Genomic DNA, 22,402 nt, shown 5'->3' on the forward strand with positions numbered 1-22,402 from the left:
CTGTAAAACTCCCCCTAGGGTGCAGGAAAGGTTTGGAGTTTTACAGGACTTTTCGGAGGTGATGTGCTATACCCTAGTCACCAGTTCCTCAAGACCAATCGAGATTAGTCTTTTAATTTTGCAGCTTTGGCTTTAACCGTCGCCAGGTTACCGTTGACTGCTTTGGTCATACGGGTACCGTAGTCTGCATCTGCCTTGTAGAAATAAGACAACATGATGTGCTTGGTTTCTGAATCTTTCACTGCACCTAAGTCAGCAGCCAGGTTCATGATCAGGTCATCTTTCTCTTTAGCTGTGTATGAGCGGTAAAGTTCACCAGCCTGCTTGAAGTTCTGTTCTTTGGCACCGATCTGTTGAACTGTGCCAGTAAGTGGAGTTTGAACCGCACGTGCTTTCGCAGTTGCAGCTTTTGGCTCTTTACGGCTAGGCTCATAGTTCACATCTGAGTCACGCTCAGATACATTCATGTAGCCATCCTGGTTGTTATTATTCACATTCACCACTGGGCGGTTGACCGGAATCTGCTGGTGGTTTGCACCCAGACGGTACATTTGTGTATCTGAATAAGAGAAGATACGGCCTTGTAGCAGACGGTCTTCTGATGGCTCGATTCCTGGTACCAGGTTACCTGGCGCAAATGCCGACTGTTCAGTCTCGTTGAAGAAGTTCTTCGGCATACGGTTCAGGGTCAAGGTACCGACTTTAGTTTCTGGAACCAGCTCAGTTGGCCAGATTTTAGTTGGATCTAGCGGATCGAAATCAAACTTGCCCAGGTCTTTAGGATCAAGCACCTGAATATACAGATCCCATTTCGGGAAGTTACCTGCATAGATGTTGTTATAAAGGTCATTGGTCAAGTGGTTGAAATCTTTACCTTGCTGCTCAGCCGCTTCTTTTACATTCAAACCCTTCACACCCTGTTTAGAGCGGAAGTTGAATTTCACGTACTTGTATTCGCCTTTGTCGTTATACAGTTTGTAAGCGTGCACACCAAAACCGTCCTGTTCGCGGTAGCTGGTTGGGACACCTTGCTTGCCATAAACATAAGTCAGCATGTTGGTTGCCCAAGGCTGGCTAGACAGGAAGTCAAATACACGGTTGGCATCTTGTACGTTGGTGACCGGGCTTGGCTTCATGGCATGAATGAAGTCCGGGAACTTGATTGCATCACGGATAAAAAATACCGGTGTCTGGTTACCGACCAAGTCCCAGTTACCTTCTTGGGTATAGAATTTCACTGCGAAACCATGCGGGTCACGTAAAGTCTCTGGTGAGCCTTTACCATGAATTACGGTAGAGAAGCGTAAGAAAACTGGAGTTTTAGTACCGGCTTTGAACAATGAAGCAAGGGTCAGATCAGACAGGTCTTTGGTTGCAACGAATTCACCATATGCTCCTGTACCACGCGCATGTACCACACGCTCAGGAATACGCTCACGACCAAAACGTTGTAATTTTTGAACTAATTGTACATCTTGAAGTAAAACGGAACCATTTGGACCGGCGGTGATCGAGTTCTGGTTATCCCCCACTGGCGCGCCGTTATCTTTAGTTAATGGGGCAGCTTGTGCGGCTGTGACAGTTGCAAGCATTGCAACCAGTAATGAACGCTTAAACATTTCTAAATCTCTCAATTTATTACCTTTCCTGCATGGGCTAAGATACTCGAGAGTAAAAAATAGATAAAACAGATAATTTTTATAAATTCAATCGTGTTTTTAGATTTCTTAAAATATTATCAAATATAGTCAATAGATTAGAATACATTTTAAGCAGAGCTAATCTGCAGACTTGCTGCGGTTCTTGTACAATGCACATAATTTTCAGTTTTTGAGTCAAATATGCGCGCATTATTACAGCGAGTGCTAGAAGCCAAAGTCGTTGTTGAGGGTGAAACAACCGGAGAAATTCAGCACGGTATCTTGGTCTTTTTAGGGATTGGTAAGGAAGATACCTTAGAAAAAGGCCAGAAGCTGATTGATAAAATTCTGAAATACCGTTTCTTTGATGATGAACAGGGAAAAATGGGCTGGAACGTTGCCCAGGCGGGCGGTGGTTTATTGCTGGTTTCACAGTTTACCCTGATGGCCCAAACCCAAAAAGGTTTACGTCCTGACTTTGGTCCGGCCATGCCACCGGCTGAAGCAAAAGCCTTGTATGAACAGCTAGTTGAATATGCACAAAGCCAGTTCGATCATGTACAAACTGGTATTTTTGCTGCCGACATGAAAGTGCATCTGGTCAATGACGGACCGGTGACGTTTAATTTAGAAGTTGAATAACAAGTTCTCTGATACTTTTTTCTCGAAAGTTTTTCTTTATAAATTATTCTTTTAGATCGGTCTTTATTAATTTGGTTTTGCCTGAATGAGAAGTGAAGCTTCGCAAGGGAGGTCTCTTGCGAAGCAATGCTCCTGACCGCAAAACTCGTCAGGTCTGATCAATGAATATATGTCTCGCAGAAACAATCTTTCTTAAATCTAGTCTTGCCTGAAACAGTTGCTGATTACGTTTCACGTGTCCAATATTTTCTAAGCTCGAAAAAATGCTAACCAATTATTTAATTGACTAGCATTCCAGATCTTTTTAAAAATTTAAATCTTATTTACCCGTTTTCTCTTTGATGAACTGACGTACCAGCTTCACCTTTTCTTTGACTGGTTTTGGCAATTTTGGTGGAAGCATCTTCGCCACCTGATTAAACCAGACCAGCAAGCCAAAGTCACCTTCCATTTTGATAGTGCCGTTTTGCATACCCGTCATGAATGCGGTTGGGTCACCTTTCATCAGCGTTTTAACACCCTGTTCGCTGTCTGCAAACTGCAATACAAAATCTGCCGGCTCAGCATTACCTGATACAGTATCAATATCACCGTTATTGACAATAATCTGGCGCGCCAGACCTTCATCTGTACCGATCTGGATACGGAACTGACGCTCATAGACCAATTCAATAAATTTTGGACTGGTACGTGCCAACTGCTTCATACGCAAAGCCAAGCCTGCAACCAGTAAATCAAGCGGGTCGGTACTGAGATCGACCAAAGGAAGTTTCAGGACAGGAATTGACGACAGTTTCATGAGTTATGCCTATTGTAATTGTACGAAAATTGATAGCTATCCTAGCATAAATTACAAGGAGGTTAAGCATGCAGTTTGTAGATGATCGTTAACAAAAAATGCACCCTAAGGTGCATTTGTTTTTATTGTTTTTAATAGCGCAATTATCGGCTGGATAACTGCTGCTGGTCATCTTCATAAACAGGTGTATGTTCGATGCAGCGGCGCTTGGCCAGTGCGCGCTCGGCACGACGATCTTCACGTAGCAACAATAGAGTTACTATGACCATCACGCTCGATAACGCCGCTAAATAACCATAGGTCATTGGCAGTTCAAATAGTGTCTGTGTTCCCAGGCGAATGACTTCAATCAGCCCCCAGGTAAACATTCCAGCCACCATAAAACTTAACCAGCGACGATACGGCGAGAAGAACACAACAAGTACAGCAGCGGCTACCAGACTAAAGCCCACAATTGTTGCTAAATTCGCTGTTACCATAAAATCCCCTCCGTCCAACCCCAGATCATGCAAGTAATGCAGCGGTTCTCATGGTTGAATGTCGTAAAATCCACTTCGTGGAATATATTGATTTGTCTATCTATGCCAGCATTATGATGAGTTTTTTGACTAAAAAAAGTCCTTTATTTCTGTTCAACGACATATTCTGTCGCGATATTATTTTGTCATTACATTTTTTATTTTTAGAGTTTTTCCGAAACATTTGCCCCATCGATGCTGGCGTGTCATTACAAAATAAACGCCGTTTTTCTGGACTGAAAAAATTATTTTTCCGTTTAAGATGATCGGTATATTTCTATACAGTTCCCTCTACTACTCTTCAGCGCGTGATCAATCAGCATAAAAAAACGCGGCCATTTGACCGCGTTTCTATCTTAAAAATCGCTAATCTCAGGCACGGCTGAGATCTTTATCATGCACACCAAGTAGGTACAGCACGCCATCCAGACCGACACTGGAAATCGCCTGATTGGCATTCTGACGGACCAGTGGCTTGGCACGGAATGCGACACCTAAACCGGCAATCGATAGCATTGGCAGGTCATTGGCCCCATCACCCACGGCAATTGCCTGTTCCAGGGAAATACCCATCTCTTCAGCAATCGTCATTAACAGATGCGCCTTACGCGCACCATCAACAATATGACCTTTGACTTCACCTGTCACAATCCCATCCTCAACATCGAGGACATTGGCATGGACCTCATCAATGCCTAGTTTGGCTTGCAGATGCTCAGCAAAGTACTGGAAACCGCCAGAAAGAATTGCAGTGCGATAACCCAGTGCTTTTAAGGTAGAGATCAGACGTTCTGCACCCTCAGTAATGGTCAGACGTTCTGCGATCTTCGGCAGCACAGATGCATCCATGCCTTTTAGTAGTGCTACACGTGCACGGAAGCTTTGCTGGAAGTCTAACTCGCCCTGCATTGCACGTTCGGTGATTTCAGCCACCTGTGCACCGACACCTGCTTCAATCGCCAGCTCGTCAATCACTTCCTGCTCGATCAGGGTTGAATCCATATCAAAGCAGACCAGACGACGGTTACGGCGATAAACATTATCTTCCTGAACTGCAACATCGACATTCAGTGCCGTAGACAGGCTGAGGCAGGCTGTACGCATTGCTGCGGCATCTAGCATCTGGCCTTTCAGGCTGAACTGTATACAGGCACGTTTTGGTCCAGCCTCCGTATCATCACCGTCCAGTACCGGACGACCGGAGAGTCGGGTTACAGTTTCAATATTAAAGCCTTGACTGGACACGATCTGGGTCACGGCTTGCAGGTGAGAAGCCTTTAATTCCGGGGCCAATGCGGTCACGATATAGCGGGTCTGACCACCTTCTTTGACCCATTGATTGTATTCTGTGACAGAGATCGGTTTAAAGCGCACTGTTAACCCGATATCATGTGCTAGAATGAGGATTTCCTTCATGGCTAATGCGGTAGCGGTCTGATCGTCCGAAGATACAACAATACCTAAGGTCAACTGGTTATGAATAACCGCTTGTCCAACATCCAGGATCTGTAAGGAATGAGCGGACAAAACCTGCATTAATCGTGTAAATTGATTAGGCTGGTCGGGTCCTAAGAATGATATAAGAATGATTTCTCGCATGAATTGACTCGGGTCTGAGCTACAACTATTGTTAGAATCATAATCGAATTTGAATAGAATTGCCTTGGAAGTTTACGTTGAATGCGCCTAGACAAGGGCTATTTGCTAGCCTACTGATTATAAGTTTTGCCCTTCATACCTTCTTACTGGTATTGGCAACCACTCACCAGCTGAATGAAAACCGTGCCAGCCAAGGTCAGCTCATGACCAGTCAACTGGTGACAGACAGCCTGGCTGAGCTGGATCCAGCCAATCGTGTTTCACTGGCTTTACTGGCGAATCGTTATTCCACTAACCCAAGTGTTGCCTCAATTCGCATCCTGGATGCAAATGCTCAGGTTTTAGCCACTGGTGGTCTGACGAAAACCCGAGATGGCGAGGTTTTTGTCCGCGAAGCATTACTTAACGAGAAAAAAGTCGGTTCAGTTGAGATTACTTTGATTGAGCCAAGTATCGGTGAAATTCTGCGTACCCAGTGGACAGCGATTTTATTCTCTTTCATTCTGCATAGTTTATTATGGTTAGCTTATCGCTCCATTGCCCGTCCAAGCCGCAGTGAATACCTGGCGCGCATCAATAATGAATCACGTCTGAAATTTGAAATTCAGACGCTGACTCAGGCACTGGAACAGGAAAAACACAATGCAGCTTTGGCAATTGCTCAGGCACAGCAAGCGGTTCACAATAAGCCAAAGGAAAAAGACAGCACGCCGGCTGTAGTCGAAAAAGATACTCTTTCACTGAATATCCAGTTCTATGATCCCAAACAGCTGCTGGATTCGGTCAACAAGACTGTGTCTGTGCCTTATTTCAACTTGTGTCAGATCTTCCTAAATAAGGCCACTGAACTGTGCGTACAACATTATAAACTGAACAGTTCGGATGTCTGGACGGTACACAAGTTTGATGAAAAAGGTGCAACACTGAGTATTGCCGCAGACAAGCCCAATGCCCTCGCCTGCCTCACCCTAATCAGCTATGTCTTCCAGTTACTTTCTGAAGTGCTGTACAAACGCTACCGTGAAGATAAACGTTTTGTCTTGCAGACACGTAGCGCGATTGCTTCGAAAGTGGATGAAATGCAGCTGAATTCAGCTCAAGCGGCTGAACGTCTGGCACAGCAACTGATAGCGCGTGAAAGTGCGGTACATGTCCCGAACTTCTTACTTAAATCTATTTCTGATCACTATGAACTGGTCAGCATGCCAAATCCAACCAATGTCCTGACCCGTCATGCTTTCGTGATGAATGGGATGGATGCCGAGATGGCAGAACTGGCGCAAAGCTTCCGAACCGATATCCTGAAATCTAAACAATCCAAAGCATCCTAATAAATTTTGAAGAGTAAAAAGCCCGATCTTAGCATCGGGCTTTTTTTATTCCTTGTTTCTGCTGGCATCAGTTCTGCTGATCAGTCTCAGCGGGTTTTCTGGCTGCCCAATTAGTGGCCAAGGCTGGTCCAGAAATATTGTGCCATAAGCTAAAAATGGCACTCGGTACGGCTGTGATGGGAGATGCAGCAAAATGAGTCGCAGCCAAAGCCACACCTAGACCAGAATTCTGCATGCCCACTTCTATCGATACCGCACGGCAGTCAATTTCAGCCAGTTTAAAGATCCTGCTGGCCCAATAACCGAGTAAATAACCCAGGCCATTGTGTAAGGCGACAATGCCTAAAATCATTAGTCCGGATTCCAGAATCTGGGTTTTGCTGCCAGCAATAATTGCGGCGACAATTGCGACAATCGCAATCACCGAGATCAGTGGCATTACCTGGATATAAGCCTCAACTTTAGCCTTTAAAATGGCACGGATAATCAGGCCCAAAATAATCGGAAATAATACCACTTGCAGAATTGATACCAGCATTGACCAGGCATTGATCTCAATCCACTGACTGGCCAGCAGATAGAAAATAGCCGGGGTTAAAACAGGTGCCAGCAAAGTTGAAACCGAAGTACAGGCCACAGACAGCGCGGTATTGCCCTTGGCCATGTAGGTAATCACATTGGATGCAGTTCCACCCGGGCAGCAACCCACCAGGATTACCCCAATCGCAATTTCAGCCGGGAGCTGGAACAGCTGACATAGGAGAAAAGCCAGCCCTGGCATCACCATAAACTGGGCCACAACTCCAATTGCCACTGCTTTTGGACTCTGTAACACACTTTTAAAATCGCCTACTGTCATGGTCATGCCCATACCTAGCATGATCAGGCCCAACATCCAGGGAATATAGGCACGTAGCCAGACAAAAAGCTCCGGTAGCATCAGGGCAATGGCAGAAAACAGAATCACCCACAAAGCAAAGGTCTTTTGGACAAACTGGCTAAATTGAAGGAGTGCTGACATGGGGAAATCCGGGGGCATTTAAAAGGAAATCGAGGCATCGTTTGATGCCTCAAAATATATAAATATATCAACTCGTCTGAAAGCAGATCAGCTCAAAAATAAAAAGCCAGCGCTTAAGCCACATCGATTATATCTTTCAGATAAATCCTTTTTACCCCTTGAGCCAGCATGTCCTGCCAAGCATGTTGCAGTGAACCATTCAGGTCAATGCCTTTAGTAGCATCCGCAATTACATAGGACTTAAAGCCCAGTTTGCAGGCATCCATCGCTGTCCACGCCACACAGAAATCGGTGGCAATTCCAACAATAAATACCGTATCGATACCACGTTCTCGCAGATAACCTGCCAGACCGGTACTGGTTTTCCGGTCTGCTTCCATAAAAGCAGAGTAACTGTCGATATTTTGATGAAAGCCTTTGCGAATAATCAGCTGCGCTTGTGGCAGATCCAATTCTGGATGCAGTTCAGCATCCGCAGTGCCCTGCACACAGTGGCTTGGCCAGAGCACCTGAGGGCCATACTCTAGCTGGATCGTGTCATAGGCAGCTTTGTCAGGATGATGAGCTGCAAAGGAAATGTGATTTTCTGGATGCCAGTCCTGGGTCAGTACAATATTACTAAAGTATTGTCCTAGTTGATTGATATTCGGAATAATCTGATCCGCACCTGCGACTGCCAGATTACCTCCCGGGGTAAATCCCTTCTGAACATCCACAACAATCAACGCGGCATTCTGCTGCATACGCTCTCATTCCTTGAAATCTTGATGATGCCCAAGCATAGCCTAAAAACCATGCTGTTTTTTAGTCCCAGTGACAAAAATAGAATGACTGCGCATTCTGACAAAAATCATATTCGGGCAATTCTTGGGCCAAATGGCGCACAAAAACGTAAGTAGATTTTGGCTTTACCTAGCGATGCCACATGAAAGTAACAATAAGCCCGTGTGTAACGTCGTATATAGCCAATCAAAATATTCCGGCATTGCATCATTAGCTTAAAGACATTGATCTATAGATTGACATCATCATACGCGCTTGATCTTCAAAGCTGAGCTATGCCCGTCCAGAAAGAGTGTGTTTGAGTTTCAAGGAGATGAGATAACTCAAGCTCAATTTCGTCCTGAATGATTCATAGCGTATAGTTTTGATGTGGTTGTAGGAAATGCTCGATGCGCAGTTTTTGAGCCAAGCACTCTTTCCTATTTGTAATTATTTTTCAGTGCAATCATGACAAATATGGCTAAAGTCGAATAGCGATATAAGTTTTAAGAGGTTCATTTATGTCGTTTGAATCATCCTTTAAGGCATAAAAAAACCCGCATCCTGCGGGTTTTTTATTCAGTTTCGCTTATGCCGCACTGTTCATTTTACGAACCAAGAACAACATGAATACTGCTGAGATAATAATACATGGGATCGCTGCTGAGATTACACCCGCCGCACCGAAGCCTGCAGTTAACAGACTACCTGCAATTGCTGGTCCAAGCATTGCACCAATACGGCCTACTGCTGATGCCACACCAACACCCGTACCACGAACTTCTGTTGAGTAAACGATACCACCGAAGGCATACAATACACCTTGACAGCCAATAACGAATGCACCCACTAGCGCTGATGCCATGTACATTTGTGTTAATGAACCTGCGGCGTTTAGCGCCAATAGACCTGCCAAGATACCGCCGTACATTAATAGAATGACGTATGCTTTCTTCCAGCGGTCAGTTAACACACCTAAAATCACTGTACCTACAGTCGCACTGAGCATGAAGTAGAACTGAGCCGTAGCACTTTCTTTATGTGTGAAGCCAAGTTCTTGGAATAGAGATGGCAACCAGCTCAGCATGATGTATACCACCATCAATGTGAAGAAGTAGCTTACCCAGATGAATATGGTACGTAGCAGGTTTTGTGAGTTAAACAGGTCTTTAAACGCACCTTTAGGCGCAGCATCAGCAGGTGCATTTTCTGCTAGATCTTTCGCTTTTAAGTACTCTTTAGACTCAGGCAATAAGAACATCATCACTGGAATCACGATGATTGGTAATAATCCCCCAAGGTAGAAAATGTTTTTCCAGTTTGCACCAAATTCAGTCGCTGCAATCAGTGACAGAATTGCTGCACCGACTGGCATACCACAGTACATCAAGCCGACTGCACGACCACGATTTGCAGGTGTGACAGCTTCAGATGCAAGCGTAATTAAAATTGGCATTGCCGCTCCAAGACCCGCACCTGCCAAGAAACGTACAGCCAATAATGAGTTAAAGCTATTGACCCATACTGTACAAAGTGTGAATACAGCGAACACCGCTGTAGACCAGATCAAAACAGTCTTACGGCCAATACGGTCCGCAATACGACCACCGACCAGTGCACCAGGCAATAAGCCCAGAATCCCTGCACTAAAAAATACACCCAATTGTGAGCTATCAAGACCAAAGTGCTCACGAATACCAGCAGCGGCAATCCCGGCAGCCTGAATATCCAGGCCTTCAATCGCAGCGATCAGAAAGCAGATCCCTACCGTGATGATCGCGTGCTTATTGTCTGATTTTTCCATGGAATATCCTTGTTCAATCAGCGTTCAAAAGAGAGGCCATCATCTATGAGCCGCTAAAGAGAATTAACTACCAATAAGTTGAACAATTTGCTCGGATATACTGAAAAATCCAGAAAATTAATGACTTTAAGATGCTGTTCGATAAAGTCAAAAAAGCAATTAATGAGAAGTATTAAAATCCCAGTATTTTTGGATTTAGACTTATACATCAAACCCGGAAATTCAACAGTGAGAAAAATTCAGGGCCGATCACTAATACGAAAAAAAGATTAGTTCAGGCATTTTTGCTTTTTATTCATCATAAATGAGGTTTATTATTCGATATATTTTAGCTCTTAATTCATCAAATATAAATATTAATACTCCCCTAAAACGCCATAAAAGAATGTTTTCTAAATCTATTTAATTCACTTAAGTGACTTATTCTGTGTATTTTTTACTGAAAAAATGAATTCATTAGCTTTCATACTGCTGGAGGATAAAGGATGATTTGGACAGCAAAAAATCATAACGATTAAAACTTGATTGTTGCCTAGAGGCTTTGTATAAAGAATTCAGTGGCTTTTACTAAAGCATATTGTTCTTATGCGTTTGATCAGTCATAATTTGCATAAGCAATATTCAATTCAGTGCAAATCTATTGAATTTGCTACAAATCAAAATACAAACCCATCCCAAATATGTTTTCTCATTCTCTTCGGATGGACAAATAGGATAGTTTTTTAAAATGACTCAGCAAGCACAGACCATTCAGGGTTCCATTGTCGCAATCGTCACCCCCATGTTTGAAGATGGCAGCGTAGATTGGAAGGGTCTCGAGAAGCTGGTTGAGTGGCATATTGCAGAAGGCACTAACAGTATCGTCGCGGTTGGTACTACTGGTGAAGCATCAACGCTCAGCATGAGCGAGCACACTCAAGTGATCAAAGAAATCATTCGTGTTGCCAACAAACGTATTCCAATCATTGCCGGTACAGGCGCAAACTCGACTCGTGAAGCAATCGAGCTGACTCAGGAAGCCAAAGAACTTGGCGCTGATGCTGCCCTGCTGGTTACTCCTTACTACAACAAACCGACTCAGGAAGGTCTATACCAGCATTATAAAGCGATTGCTGAAGCGGTTGACCTACCTCAAATTCTTTATAACGTTCCAGGTCGTACTGGCGTAGATATGGCCAACGAAACCGTGATCCGTCTGGCAGATATTCCACAGATCGTGGGCATTAAAGATGCAACAGGTGATGTAGCCCGTGGTGCTGCCCTGATTGAAGGTCTGACAGGCAAAAACATGACTGTTTACTCAGGTGATGATGCAACTGCCTATGAGTTAATGGGTCATGGTGCCAAAGGTAATATCTCTGTGACTGCTAACGTTGCACCAAAAGTCATGAGTGAAGTATGTGCTGCAGCCATTGCAGGCGATGCGGCAGGTGCTGAAGAGCTCAATGCTCAGGTTGCAAATTTACACAATATTCTATTTTGCGAATCAAACCCAATTCCTGTGAAATGGGCTCTCCATGATATGGGCTTAATTGGTACAGGTATTCGCCTTCCATTAACACCACTTGCAGAACAATATCGCGCTCCGCTTCATGAGGCACTTGTAGAAGCGAGCGTCATTAAATAAAGAGCAACGATTATGCAATTACGTTTAGGACTTACCCTGGCACTTTCAGTATTCAGTTTAGCAGGTTGTAGTTCAATGGCCTTTAAAAACGGTACCTTGGACTATAAAGAGACAACCACGCTGCAACCATTACAATATCCTGAAGGGTCAATGGTTCGTCCTGCAACGCCTTTGTACCCTGCTCCGACCGTAGATCCGCTTGCCCTGGAAAATGCACCAAAGCTTGAAAATCAGCGTGGTAACCGCTTTGCGATGCCACGTCCTACTGCACAGCCAGTAAATTCAACTCAAGCAGATGAAACTCAAGAAAATTTTTCGGGAAAGCCGCAATTAGTCACTGACGGAAATCAAAATCCACTGCTCAAAATTGATGGAAATGCTGCTACAATATGGCAATACACTCTTGCCACGCTTAGCAGCCTTAACCATTCTATCGTTGGTCAAAATAAAGATCGTTATGAAGTAGCGATTCAGGTCGATCAGCAAACCTATGTTTTAAGACTCTCTCCCGCAGGTTCGAGTAACACCCTGGCTGTGTTTAATCCCGATAACAGTTTTGCCGACCGCGAAAAAGCAGCAGAACTGTTAAACCAGATTTACCAAAATTGGCCAGCCTAGACATTTTCTAGGCATTTTTTTTTGTAGAAGGTTCCCTCATGTTAAAACAAACCTTGCTCTATACTGGTAAAGCGAAATCTGTCTATACCACGGACAGTGAAGACCACCTGATTTTAGTTTTTCGTGACGATGCGTCCGCATTCAATGGCGAAAAAATCGAACAACTGGATCGTAAAGGTAAGGTGAATAACCGTTTTAACGCCTTCATCATGGAAAAGCTGGCTGCTGCTGGTATTGAAACTCATTTTGAGAAACTGCTGACACCGACTGAAGTGCTGGTGAAAAAACTTAAAATGATTCCAGTAGAATGTGTAGTACGTAACTATGCTGCGGGTTCTTTATGCCGTCGTCTTGGTGTAGAAGAAGGTAAAGAGTTAACGCCTCCAACATTCGAATTGTTCTTCAAGGATGACGCGCTAGGCGATCCAATGGTGAACGAATCTCAAGCGATTGCTTTAGGTTGGGCGACTGCTGAACAACTGGCAAAAATGAAAGAACTGACTTACCAAGTGAACGATGTGCTTAAAGCATTATTCGAAGCGGGTAATATGCTTCTGGTTGACTTTAAACTTGAATTTGGTGTGTTCCACGACCGTATCGTACTGGGTGACGAATTCTCTCCAGACGGCTGTCGTCTATGGGATAAAGACACCAAGAAAAAACTGGATAAAGACCGTTTCCGTCAAGGCCTAGGCGGTGTGGTTGAAGCGTACGAAGAAGTTGCAGCACGTTTAGGTATCAATCTTGAAGATATCTAAGCACTAATAATGCTTCAAAGAACCGGGCAAATAGCCCGGTTTTTTATTGTCTAATCTTATGATCGAAAAAATGAATTTTATTAATAAAAATGATCGTTTTTACATTATTCAATGCATGCCTTAATATTACTGCATCCCAGCCACATCCCCAGCAGATGCAATCCATCTGGTGTTGTCGGCTAGATTTATACCCTTACCCTCTAGGATGTATCTCCCCCAAGACATCCTATTTCAGCCCAATTCTCCTTGAATTGGGCTTTTTTTTGTTTACTGCTGCTGTTGTTCCTGCCAGCGACGTTGTTGCAGACGTTCGCCTTCCACTTCACGCTTATTACGTGCCGATTCGTACAGTTTGGTGCCTTTCAGCTCAGGCGGCAGGTAATCTTGCAAAACAAAATGTTCCGGATAGTTATGCGGATACAGATAATTCACTCCATAACCCTGCTCTTTCATCAACTTGGTGGTTGCATTACGCAGATGTAAAGGCACTGGCAAATTGGCCGTTTTTTCAGCCAGATCCATCGCCTTGTTAATCGCGAGATAGGTACTATTACTTTTGGCACTGGTCGCCAGGTAAACCGCACATTGTCCCAGAATAATCCGGCATTCCGGCATACCAATCGCTTGAACTGAGCGGAAGCATTCACCCGCTAGCAACAAGGCATTCGGATTGGAATTGCCAATATCTTCTGATGCCGCAATCAGCATACGGCGGGCAATAAAGACCGGATCTTCACCACCTTTCAGCATACGTGCCATCCAGTACAGGGCAGCATCCGGATCACTACCACGAATCGACTTGATGAAGGCCGAAACCAGATCATAGTGCTGCTCGCCAGACTTGTCATAACGGGCAATATTCTGCTGTGCGACTTTGACCACAATCGCATTAGTAATGATATTTTCCTGATCAGCCTCAAAAGTACTGGCAATCAGATCTAGTAGATTGAGTGCCTTACGCGCATCCCCTGCGGCAAACTGCAATAAGGCGTCAAATTCTTCAATCTGGATATAGCGTTCCTGCAGGAATTTGTCAGTCTGAATCGCCTGAGTTAGTAAAGTCTGAATCGCTTCGTCACTCAGCGCATTCAAGGTATAGACCTGACAACGTGACAGCAAGGCACTGTTGACTTCAAAAGATGGATTTTCCGTCGTCGCGCCAATCAGGGTAATTTTGCCTTTTTCGACGGCATTCAGCAGTGCATCCTGCTGGGATTTATTAAAACGGTGAATCTCGTCAATAAACACTACAGGCGTCAGCAGATCAACACTTTCCGCAATGACTTCACGCAATTCTTTCACACCGGTATTGAGTGCAGACAGGCTGATAAATGGCCGGTCCACCGCTTGGGCAAGTAGCAAGGCAATCGTGGTTTTACCTACTCCAGGTGGACCCCAGAAGATAATCGATGGTAAATGCCCTTGGTCAATCATCTGACGTAGAGGTGCATTCTCTCCAAGCAAGTGATCCTGCCCGATAATTTCTGCAAGGTCGCGAGGCCGCAAGCGTTCTGGAAGCGGGATATGACTGTCTGACATCTTATTATTGGCTCAAATTAAATTCTGCTTTCATTCTAACACTGGTAGTTTTGATTCCAATATTTCAAACATTTATGAGAAAAATTTAATTTATGTAAGAAATCTCTATTTTTTTTACAATGAATGGATTAATCTTATGAAAAGTAGATAAATAGAACATGATTAATTACAGGTTAATAACCTTGTAAATTTCACATTATCTCATATTAATTAGAATGGACTTGAGCAACTGATTGGATGCTCTTTGGGTGGTATCGGTGGGGATGCATGAAGCATAATAAATCTAGACGAACAACTGCAGAATGCGCTGATTCGCTTATTTCAACCTTGATACAATCTTCTAATGAACAACAGGCAAAATCCAGATTATTACAAGATCTGATCAATGATGTGCCGCATCCGCTTTGGGTGCTGGGCAAGGATAATATTGAATATTTTAATCAGGCACTTTCGGATTATTTAGGTACCAATTTAAGTGAATATGGTCCTAAAGAATGGCAAAGCCTGATTCATCCAGATGATCAGCCAACGTTTTCTGAGCAATGGCATGCTGGCCTGAATCAGCAACAAGGCTTTAATACCCAGTGCCGGATTAAATCGGCTGATTCCAGCTACCGTATGTGTGCCTTGGCCATCAAGTTTCAGCATACAGCAGAACATCTGCTGCAATGGTCGGTATCACTGACCGATATCCATGAATATTTTGAGATTCAGCAACAACTGTCTCAGGTGATTTCTACCCAAAAAACATGCTGGATGCCAGTGTCGATTGTATTAAAGTGATGTCTCCACAAGGCGAAATCCGTCATATCAATCAGTCAGCCTGTCATAAGTTAGGGATTGATCCTGAACAGCAGCCTGCCCCGCATTCATGGTTAAGCCTGTTACCCGCTGAAGTTAAAAAAACCGGACAACGCGCTTTAAAACAGGCTGCTCAAGGTTTAAATAGCCGTTTTGTAGAAAAAGCCCAGACGGAGAATGAGGACCCACAATACTGGGATCATTTACTGACTCCAGTATTGGACGAAAATAATATTCCCCAAAATATCCTGTGTGTTTCACGCAATGTCAGTCAGCAAAAAATAGTTGAAAGCCGTTTAAAAGCCGTAATTCAGCGTGATGAGCTGACCGGACTGTATAACCGCAATGCCTTTTATAAGACCTTTAAACAGGTACTGCTAAAAGCCAAGCAACAGCAAATAATGGTTGGCCTGCTCCTGATCGACCTAGACTATTTCCGGTATATCAATGACACTTTGAGTCATATTGCCGGGGACCATTTGCTGCATGTCTTGGGCAAGCGTTTTCAGGCCTGTTTTGGCTCCAATAATATAGTCGTTGCCCGTCTGGGTGGCGATGAGTTTGCTATTTTAGTCAAAAACCTGGAAAACGAAGCCCAGCTGATTAATACTGCACAACTGGCCTATGCCCAACTGGAACAACCAGTGAGTTATGTCGGCCATCGTATGAGTATCGGTATGAGTATCGGTTGTACCGTTTATCCGCGTGATGCCCAGAATAGTTCCAACCTGCTGAAATGTGCCGATATTGCCCTGAATGATCTGAAAAATAGTGGTCGTGGCGGGATTCGCATGTTTAATCAGGAGATGTTCAGGTCACTGGAAAACATGACCAAACAACTGACGCTGGCACGCAAGATTATTCATGCGGATCAGATTATTCCTTATTATCAGCCTAAGGTTCGCCTTTCTGATGGTGAGGTGATTGGTTTCGAAGCCTTACTGCGTTGGCAGGATCAACAGCATCAGATCCAGTTACCCTCTCATATTTTTTCTGCTTTCCAGGACTATGATTTAGCTTCGCGCATCAGTGAAACCATGCAGCTAAAAGTCTTTGAGGATATGAGCCGCTGGCAAGCCGAGGGTCTGGATATACTGCCAATTTCAATCAATGCAGCTCCAGTTGAATTCCTGCGCGATGACTATGCTGAGAAATTCCTGGCTCGTCTATCCCGATTCGATATTCCTGCACATAAGGTTGAACTGGAAATTACCGAGCAGAGCTTATCCGAAGGCGGAGCCAATTATGTGATCCGGGCACTAAACCTGCTAAAAAAACATGGAATTCATATTTCTCTGGATGACTTCGGTACCGGTCATTCTTCCCTGACCCGTTTACAGGAATATCCGGTCGACTGCATCAAGATTGATCGCAACTTTGTAGAACGCATGAACAATGATCCGTCTGCGCTGGCCATTGTCAAAGCCATTACCCAGATTGGTTCCAGTATTTCTCTGGATGTACTGGTCGAGGGTATTGAAAATACTGAACAACTGGACACGCTAATCAATTGTGATTGCCAGATCGGACAAGGTTTTTATTTTTACCGACCTATGTCGGGGTCTTCAGCACAGCAACTGCTACAACAGGCAGCTTAATTTTTTTATTTAATCATTTGACGAGGTTGGATTGCGCTAACAGCTAGCGCACCCAGCGTACGATATATTCATCAATTTCATCTTCATCAATATCGACTTCACTTAAGCAGCGACCAGCAGCAGATTTTTTGGCCTGAATTACGCTTTGTCGTGAACCTGTCTTCAGATAATGCCAGGATGGCAGGCTTTTCCCTTCAGCAACTCGGCGATAGGCACAGCTTGATGGCAACCAGTGAATGGTGTCCAGTTTCTCAGGTGTTAGCTGGATACAATCGGGCACATATTGCAGCCGGTTCGGATAATCCGAACAGCGGGCAGTTTTACAGTCCAGTAATTTGCAAGCCACTTTGGTATAGGCAACTTCGTGGGTGTCTTCATCTTCCAGCTTGATCAGGCAGCAAAGCCCACAACCATCACAAAGCGCTTCCCATTCTTCTGGTGTCAGCTCAGTGAGACTATATTTTTTCCAGAAGTATGGACGTAAGGCATCAGACATAATCAAAACGGCTATGGTAAAAATCAGCTTATTATACCAAGTCTCAACAAAGGAAATGTAGGGACGTGAATCTTATTAATATCACGTAAACTATTGTTAAATCAGAGACAGTACATCAACAAAACACTAACAGTGCCCAAAATCGAATATTCCTATACTGGATTTGAGAATAAAAACACATGGAGAATTGATATGTTTCGCTGGGCTATTATTTTTGCTGTGATTGCCTTAATTGCCAGTCTACTTGGTTTCGGTGGAGTAGCAGGCTTATCTAAGGATTTCGCGATTATCTTATTGGTGATTGCCGTTATTCTTGCCATTGTTGGTTTCCTTTCTCGCGGCAAGGTCTAGCGACTGATTTTTGCTTAAGGAAAAGTTTCCTACAGAAAAAACAAGAGCCATTTGGCTCTTGTTTTTTATGCGCCCAAAATGGATTACGGTTTGATATGGCGTGGTCTGAAACCAGCAGCGACCAATGCGGCCAAATACGCCACTACCCCGACCACACATAAAATCAGTACTTCCAGTACACGCATCCACTGTGATACATCACCATTGTACCAGCTCAGTGCATAGGCCAAAGCTGCAATCATCACCACATTGGCAAACATGAATTGCAGGAAGATTTTTTTCCAGTGTGCACCAAAGCGGAAAATATCACGCTTGTGCAGATAGAAATATAGCATTCCGGCATTGACCAAAGCTGAACCTGAAGAAGCTAAAGCCAATGCCATGTGTTCTGCATGCCAGTCAATCAGCTTGAAGAATCCAATAAACACAACATTCAGAATCGCGTTAGCCGCTACTGCAATTAAACCGACACGTACCGGTGTTCTGGTATCTTGCTGGGCATAGAAACCTGGTGCAAAAACTTTAATCAACATGAATGAAATCACGCCAGCACTCATACACTGGAGCGCCATTGCTGTCATCTGGGTATCTTCTAGATCAAACTGGCCACGCTGGAACAGCGCCTGAATGATCGGCGTAGAAAGCATGAACAATGCAATACTGGCCGGTAGGCCGACCATTACAATCACTTTCGCCGCCCAGTCGATCATACTGCGGAATTTCACCTGATCCTGTTCGGCATGACGTGCCGACAAAGATGGCAGAATCACGGTACCAATTGCCACGCCAATCAAGCCCAATGGCAACTCCGTCATACGTTCAGCACTGTAAAGCCAGGATACCGAACCATCCTGCATAAAGGATGCCCAAATAGTATTCAGCAGCAGGTTGATCTGCGTCACCGAAACACCAAACAGCGCTGGCAGCATCAGTTTCATGATGCGGTCTACGCCTTCATGCTTGAAGTCGATTTTGGGTGGAATCAGCAGTTTCTTGCGCCATAGTTCCGGAATCTGAATCGCCAGTTGCAAAGCACCCGCAATCAATACTGCCCAGCCCAATGCCATGATCGGTTCGGCCATATATGGGGTAAGCCACAAGGCGCCGGCAATCATTGCCACATTCAAAAGCACCGGTGCAAAAGCGGGTGTAGTGAATGAACCGTAGCTGTTCAGGATACTGCTGGCAAAAGCCGTCAGTGACATGAACAGCAGATAAGGAATGGTCAGGCGGAACATGTCCGATGCCAGTGCGAACTTCTCTGGATCTGCATGGAAGCCAGGTGCATAGACATAAATAATGGCAGGTGCAGCCACCATGGCCACGAAGGTCAGCAGGCTCATGACGGTAGACAGACAGCCAAATACCCTACTAATCAGGATCTGTACCTCGGCATGCGTCCGTGTGGTTTTATATTCGGTCAGTACCGGAATAAAAGCCTGTGAAAAAGCCCCTTCCGCAAACAGACGCCGGAAGAAATTGGGAATACGGAATGCGACTACGAAGGTATCGAAGTCCTTACCTGCACCAAAGACATTGAGCAGTACAATATCCCGGACCAGACCCAGTACCCGTGACAACATGGTCATCGCACTGACAATGACGGTCGAACGCCACAGCGCCATACTGTTCACCTAATGTTTAAATTTTGCCTATTGTAATGAAACTTCTGGTAGAAGTTCATTGCTTTATCACATTCCTATTCAGGTATTGATGTATTTTTATAATGATGCAATTGTTTACGGAATGCGACCCAGTTGAAATGTAGGCCTGGATCAGTTTTACGTCCCGGGGCAATATCAGAATGTCCGGCAATATGTTGCTGGATTTTTGGATAATGGGCTTGCAGACAGGCAGTCACCTGTACCAGTGCATCGTACTGTGCCTGTTCAAAGGGAAGGTCATCGCTGCCTTCAAGCTCAATCCCGATAGAATAATCATTGCATTCTTTCTTAGCGAGATAGGTCGAACGACCCGCATGCCAGGCCCGGTCATTAAAATTGACAAACTGCAGCACTTCCCCGCTACGCAGAATCAACAGATGGGTGGACACTTGCATGCCCTGAATGGTCTGAAAATAAGGATGTACTGACCAATCCAGCTGATTCTGGAAAAACTGCTCAATATAACCACCGCCAAATTGTGAGGGCGGCAGGCTGATGTTATGCACCACGATCAGTTGAATCTCGGTATTTTCCGGACGCTGGTTAAAATTGGGTGAGGGAATCTGGCGTGCACCGATGAGTTGTCCATCCTTCACATGAAACGCAGGTGCTTGTTGCATAAAAACTTTCCTATCCCCAATCAAAATGACTGCTGCGCAATGCAGCTGGCTTAATGCTAAAACTTTCGTATCCAAATCTCAATTCAGCTGTGATGACTGTACGAAAAATCGCTCATTTTTATGTAACAGTGCTAATATAACGCGCAATTTTCACGGCTTACAAAAGATACGGAAATACTCATGAGCATATCTCAAGCTTTGCTAGAACAGTCGATTCAGATCAATATTCAACAGGCATTGGCTGAAGACATTGGTGATGGTGACATCACTGCCCTGCTGACACCTGAAGATGAACAGGCGACTGCCACCATTATCAGTCGTGAGAATATGGTGCTGGCTGGGCAACCTTGGGTGAATGCTTTGATTCAAGCCTACGATCCAAAAATTGAAGTGATCTGGCTGAAGAATGACGGTGACCGTGTCGGGGCAAATGAAGCCTTCCTGAAACTGGCAGGTTCTGCGCGTAGCCTGCTCACGGTAGAACGTCCGGCACTGAATTTTGTCCAAACCCTGTCTGCAGTCGCGACCAAAACAGCAAGCTATGTCAAACAATTAGAAGGTTTAAATACCAAACTATTAGACACCCGTAAAACTATTCCCGGCCTACGTATTGCACAGAAATATGCCGTAGCGATTGGGGGTGGTCAGAATCATCGTCTGGGGCTGTTCGATGCCTTTTTAATTAAAGAAAATCACATCATGGCGGCTGGTGGAATTGAACAGGCCATTGCCAAGGCACATCAGATTGCACCAGGTAAACCGGTAGAAGTCGAAGTAGAAACCTGGGATGAGTTAAATCAGGCCCTAGAAGCCGAGGCTGATATCGTGATGCTGGATAATTTCAGTCAGCAGCAAATGATTGATGCCGTTAAACATGTGGCTGGTCGCTGTAAACTGGAAGCTTCAGGCAATATCACTATTGATAATTTACGTGAAGTGGCGAGTACAGGCGTAGACTATATTTCGATGGGCGTATTGACCAAAGATGTCAAAGCCATTGACCTATCGATGCGTTTTAATAGTTAAAGTTTTATCCATAAAAAAGGGTGCCATAGCACCCTTTTTCTTATTCTCAAGGATATAAATCATAGAGGTTGAATGGCCTCTACTCTGTTAATTGGTATCACTTCCTCGTTCCATATTTGCACCATCACGGTTTTCATCACGAGAATTCGAATCACAGGCAGTTAAACCCAGTACAGCAAATACTGAAAATGCCATCAACCATATTTTCATGTTATAACCCTCTGAATGAGATTTGGTTAAAAGATCATCGCTTAAAACAGAGGTTACACAGTAGACAGATCCTGTTCATTTTTTGTCAGGCAATGTGTAGCTATAATAAAAAACGCATCCGAAGATGCGTTTTGTAAACTCTGGAAATATTACCAGCCCAAAGCTTCTTGCTGTTTCTTGATCAGTTCCTGAATCCCTTTTTCAGCCATGGCCAGCATGTCATTGCATTGCTCACGGGTAAATGGCTTATCTTCAGCAGTACCTTGAATTTCAATAAATTCACCCGCTTGGGTCATCACGACATTCAAGTCAGTCTGGCAGTTAGAATCTTCTTCATAGCAAAGATCTAGTAATACTTCATCTTTGAAAATACCCACAGAAATTGCAGCAACCAGACCTTTAAGTGGATCTTGCTTGATTTTTTTCTTTTCAAGCAACACATTCATCGCATCAATCAATGCTACCGCAGCACCGGTAATAGAGGCTGTACGTGTCCCGCCATCTGCTTGGATCACATCACAGTCGATGGTAATCGTATTTTCACCGAGTTTTTTCAGGTCCACCATAGCGCGCAGGCTACGGCCGATCAGACGCTGGATTTCCTGAGTACGGCCACTCTGTTTGCCACGTGCCGCTTCACGGTCGCTACGGGTATGTGTTGAACGTGGCAGCATGCCATATTCTGCGGTTACCCAGCCTTGGCCCTGACCTTTCAGGAAACGGGGTACCGAGTTGTCAATGCTGGCAGTACAAAGCACTTTAGTATGACCAAATTCAACCAATACTGAACCTTCCGCATAACGTGTGTAATTGCGGGTAATTTTGATGTCACGTAATTGATCTAATGCTCGCTGGTCGATACGCATAAATAAGTCCTGCTTTGACTGAAAAATAATTGCGGCTCAGTATAGCAGAAGCCTCTGCCAAGATTGCCCGGCCCTTGGCATGATTTACAAAATCAATTCAGTCTTGTTCGAT

Annotated in this window: 20 protein-coding genes and 1 pseudogene; 8 read left to right on the forward strand and 13 right to left on the reverse strand. The window is 44.4% G+C overall.

What is annotated here, in order from left to right:
• Positions 1–104: 104 nt before the first annotated feature.
• A complete protein-coding gene (locus HADU_RS10075; protein WP_008305852.1) occupies positions 105–1,619 on the reverse strand; it encodes a catalase in 1,515 nt (504 codons plus the stop codon).
• Positions 1,620–1,841: 222 nt separating this feature from the next.
• Here HADU_RS10075 and dtd point away from each other — a divergent pair, with 222 nt between their 5' ends.
• The gene (dtd, locus tag HADU_RS10080) at positions 1,842–2,282 is read left to right on the forward strand and encodes a D-aminoacyl-tRNA deacylase (RefSeq protein WP_008305853.1); all 441 of its coding nucleotides are present in this window, start codon (positions 1,842–1,844) and stop codon (positions 2,280–2,282) included.
• 319 nt (positions 2,283–2,601) lie between these two features.
• Here dtd and HADU_RS10085 read toward each other — a convergent pair whose 3' ends face one another.
• The 3 genes from HADU_RS10085 to serB all read right to left on the reverse strand — a co-directional run bounded on the left by HADU_RS10085 (position 2,602) and on the right by serB (position 5,198).
• Positions 2,602–3,081 carry a hypothetical protein gene (locus tag HADU_RS10085; RefSeq protein WP_008305855.1) on the reverse strand — a complete coding sequence of 160 codons (480 nt, stop codon included), beginning with the start codon at positions 3,079–3,081 and terminating at the stop codon, positions 2,602–2,604.
• A gap of 143 nt (positions 3,082–3,224) precedes the next feature.
• On the reverse strand, positions 3,225–3,560 hold the full coding sequence (gene aciT, locus HADU_RS10090; protein WP_004890907.1) for a ciprofloxacin tolerance protein AciT: 336 nt from the start codon (positions 3,558–3,560) through the stop codon (positions 3,225–3,227).
• A gap of 411 nt (positions 3,561–3,971) precedes the next feature.
• Positions 3,972–5,198 (reverse strand): phosphoserine phosphatase SerB, encoded by a 1,227-nt coding sequence (serB, locus tag HADU_RS10095; protein ID WP_008305858.1) that lies wholly within the window; start codon positions 5,196–5,198, stop codon positions 3,972–3,974.
• Between the two features lie 77 nt (positions 5,199–5,275).
• Here serB and HADU_RS10100 point away from each other — a divergent pair, with 77 nt between their 5' ends.
• A complete protein-coding gene (locus HADU_RS10100; RefSeq protein WP_008305860.1) occupies positions 5,276–6,529 on the forward strand; it encodes a hypothetical protein in 1,254 nt (417 codons plus the stop codon).
• Positions 6,530–6,596: 67 nt separating this feature from the next.
• Here the strand turns inward: HADU_RS10100 and HADU_RS10105 are convergent, their stop codons facing one another.
• The 3 genes from HADU_RS10105 to mhpT all read right to left on the reverse strand — a co-directional run bounded on the left by HADU_RS10105 (position 6,597) and on the right by mhpT (position 10,116).
• A complete protein-coding gene (locus HADU_RS10105; protein ID WP_008305862.1) occupies positions 6,597–7,550 on the reverse strand; it encodes a bile acid:sodium symporter family protein in 954 nt (317 codons plus the stop codon).
• 113 nt (positions 7,551–7,663) lie between these two features.
• Positions 7,664–8,293 (reverse strand): bifunctional nicotinamidase/pyrazinamidase, encoded by a 630-nt coding sequence (gene pncA, locus HADU_RS10110; RefSeq protein WP_008305864.1) that lies wholly within the window; start codon positions 8,291–8,293, stop codon positions 7,664–7,666.
• A gap of 608 nt (positions 8,294–8,901) precedes the next feature.
• On the reverse strand, positions 8,902–10,116 hold the full coding sequence (mhpT, locus tag HADU_RS10115; protein WP_008305867.1) for a 3-(3-hydroxy-phenyl)propionate transporter MhpT: 1,215 nt from the start codon (positions 10,114–10,116) through the stop codon (positions 8,902–8,904).
• Positions 10,117–10,843: 727 nt separating this feature from the next.
• Here mhpT and dapA point away from each other — a divergent pair.
• The 3 genes from dapA to purC are packed head-to-tail and all read left to right on the forward strand — an operon-like array spanning position 10,844 to position 13,119.
• Positions 10,844–11,743, forward strand: a complete 900-nt coding sequence (gene dapA, locus HADU_RS10120; protein ID WP_008305869.1) for a 4-hydroxy-tetrahydrodipicolinate synthase — start codon at positions 10,844–10,846, stop codon at positions 11,741–11,743.
• Positions 11,744–11,755: 12 nt separating this feature from the next.
• On the forward strand, positions 11,756–12,361 hold the full coding sequence (locus HADU_RS10125) for a hypothetical protein (protein ID WP_004781397.1): 606 nt from the start codon (positions 11,756–11,758) through the stop codon (positions 12,359–12,361).
• 38 nt (positions 12,362–12,399) lie between these two features.
• Positions 12,400–13,119 (forward strand): phosphoribosylaminoimidazolesuccinocarboxamide synthase, encoded by a 720-nt coding sequence (purC, locus tag HADU_RS10130; protein ID WP_004781395.1) that lies wholly within the window; start codon positions 12,400–12,402, stop codon positions 13,117–13,119.
• A 267-nt stretch (positions 13,120–13,386) separates the two neighbouring features.
• Here the strand turns inward: purC and HADU_RS10135 are convergent, their stop codons facing one another.
• Positions 13,387–14,658: a replication-associated recombination protein A gene (locus HADU_RS10135; RefSeq protein WP_008305874.1), complete on the reverse strand. Its 1,272-nt coding sequence runs from the start codon at positions 14,656–14,658 to the stop codon at positions 13,387–13,389.
• A 237-nt stretch (positions 14,659–14,895) separates the two neighbouring features.
• Here HADU_RS10135 and HADU_RS10140 point away from each other — a divergent pair.
• A pseudogene (locus tag HADU_RS10140) lies at positions 14,896–17,057 on the forward strand (putative bifunctional diguanylate cyclase/phosphodiesterase).
• 43 nt (positions 17,058–17,100) lie between these two features.
• On the opposite strand, the gene HADU_RS10145 reads toward HADU_RS10140, so the two are convergent.
• Positions 17,101–17,553, reverse strand: coding sequence for a YcgN family cysteine cluster protein (locus tag HADU_RS10145; RefSeq protein WP_004781392.1), 453 nt, complete (start codon positions 17,551–17,553; stop codon positions 17,101–17,103).
• Positions 17,554–17,745: 192 nt separating this feature from the next.
• On the opposite strand from HADU_RS10145, the gene HADU_RS15325 reads away from it, so the two are divergent.
• On the forward strand, positions 17,746–17,904 hold the full coding sequence (locus tag HADU_RS15325) for a DUF1328 domain-containing protein (protein ID WP_004647174.1): 159 nt from the start codon (positions 17,746–17,748) through the stop codon (positions 17,902–17,904).
• A gap of 83 nt (positions 17,905–17,987) precedes the next feature.
• On the opposite strand, the gene murJ is transcribed toward HADU_RS15325, so the two are convergent.
• Together murJ and ampD are read right to left on the reverse strand one after the other, a co-directional pair.
• Positions 17,988–19,538: a murein biosynthesis integral membrane protein MurJ gene (gene murJ, locus HADU_RS10155; protein WP_171056664.1), complete on the reverse strand. Its 1,551-nt coding sequence runs from the start codon at positions 19,536–19,538 to the stop codon at positions 17,988–17,990.
• A 65-nt stretch (positions 19,539–19,603) separates the two neighbouring features.
• A complete protein-coding gene (gene ampD / locus HADU_RS10160) occupies positions 19,604–20,188 on the reverse strand; it encodes a 1,6-anhydro-N-acetylmuramyl-L-alanine amidase AmpD (protein ID WP_004813900.1) in 585 nt (194 codons plus the stop codon).
• A gap of 180 nt (positions 20,189–20,368) precedes the next feature.
• On the opposite strand from ampD, the gene nadC reads away from it, so the two are divergent.
• A complete protein-coding gene (gene nadC, locus HADU_RS10165) occupies positions 20,369–21,214 on the forward strand; it encodes a carboxylating nicotinate-nucleotide diphosphorylase (RefSeq protein ID WP_008305894.1) in 846 nt (281 codons plus the stop codon).
• A gap of 87 nt (positions 21,215–21,301) precedes the next feature.
• Here nadC and HADU_RS16015 read toward each other — a convergent pair whose 3' ends face one another.
• Together HADU_RS16015 and rph are read right to left on the reverse strand one after the other, a co-directional pair.
• Positions 21,302–21,424, reverse strand: a complete 123-nt coding sequence (locus HADU_RS16015) for a hypothetical protein (protein ID WP_005232802.1) — start codon at positions 21,422–21,424, stop codon at positions 21,302–21,304.
• A gap of 149 nt (positions 21,425–21,573) precedes the next feature.
• Entirely contained in the window at positions 21,574–22,290 is a 717-nt protein-coding gene (rph, locus tag HADU_RS10170; RefSeq protein WP_008305896.1) for a ribonuclease PH, read from the reverse strand.
• Positions 22,291–22,402 lie beyond the last annotated feature (112 nt).

It is taken from the genome of Acinetobacter sp. HA (assembly GCF_000264725.1).
GTDB classification, from domain to species: domain Bacteria; phylum Pseudomonadota; class Gammaproteobacteria; order Pseudomonadales; family Moraxellaceae; genus Acinetobacter; species Acinetobacter schindleri.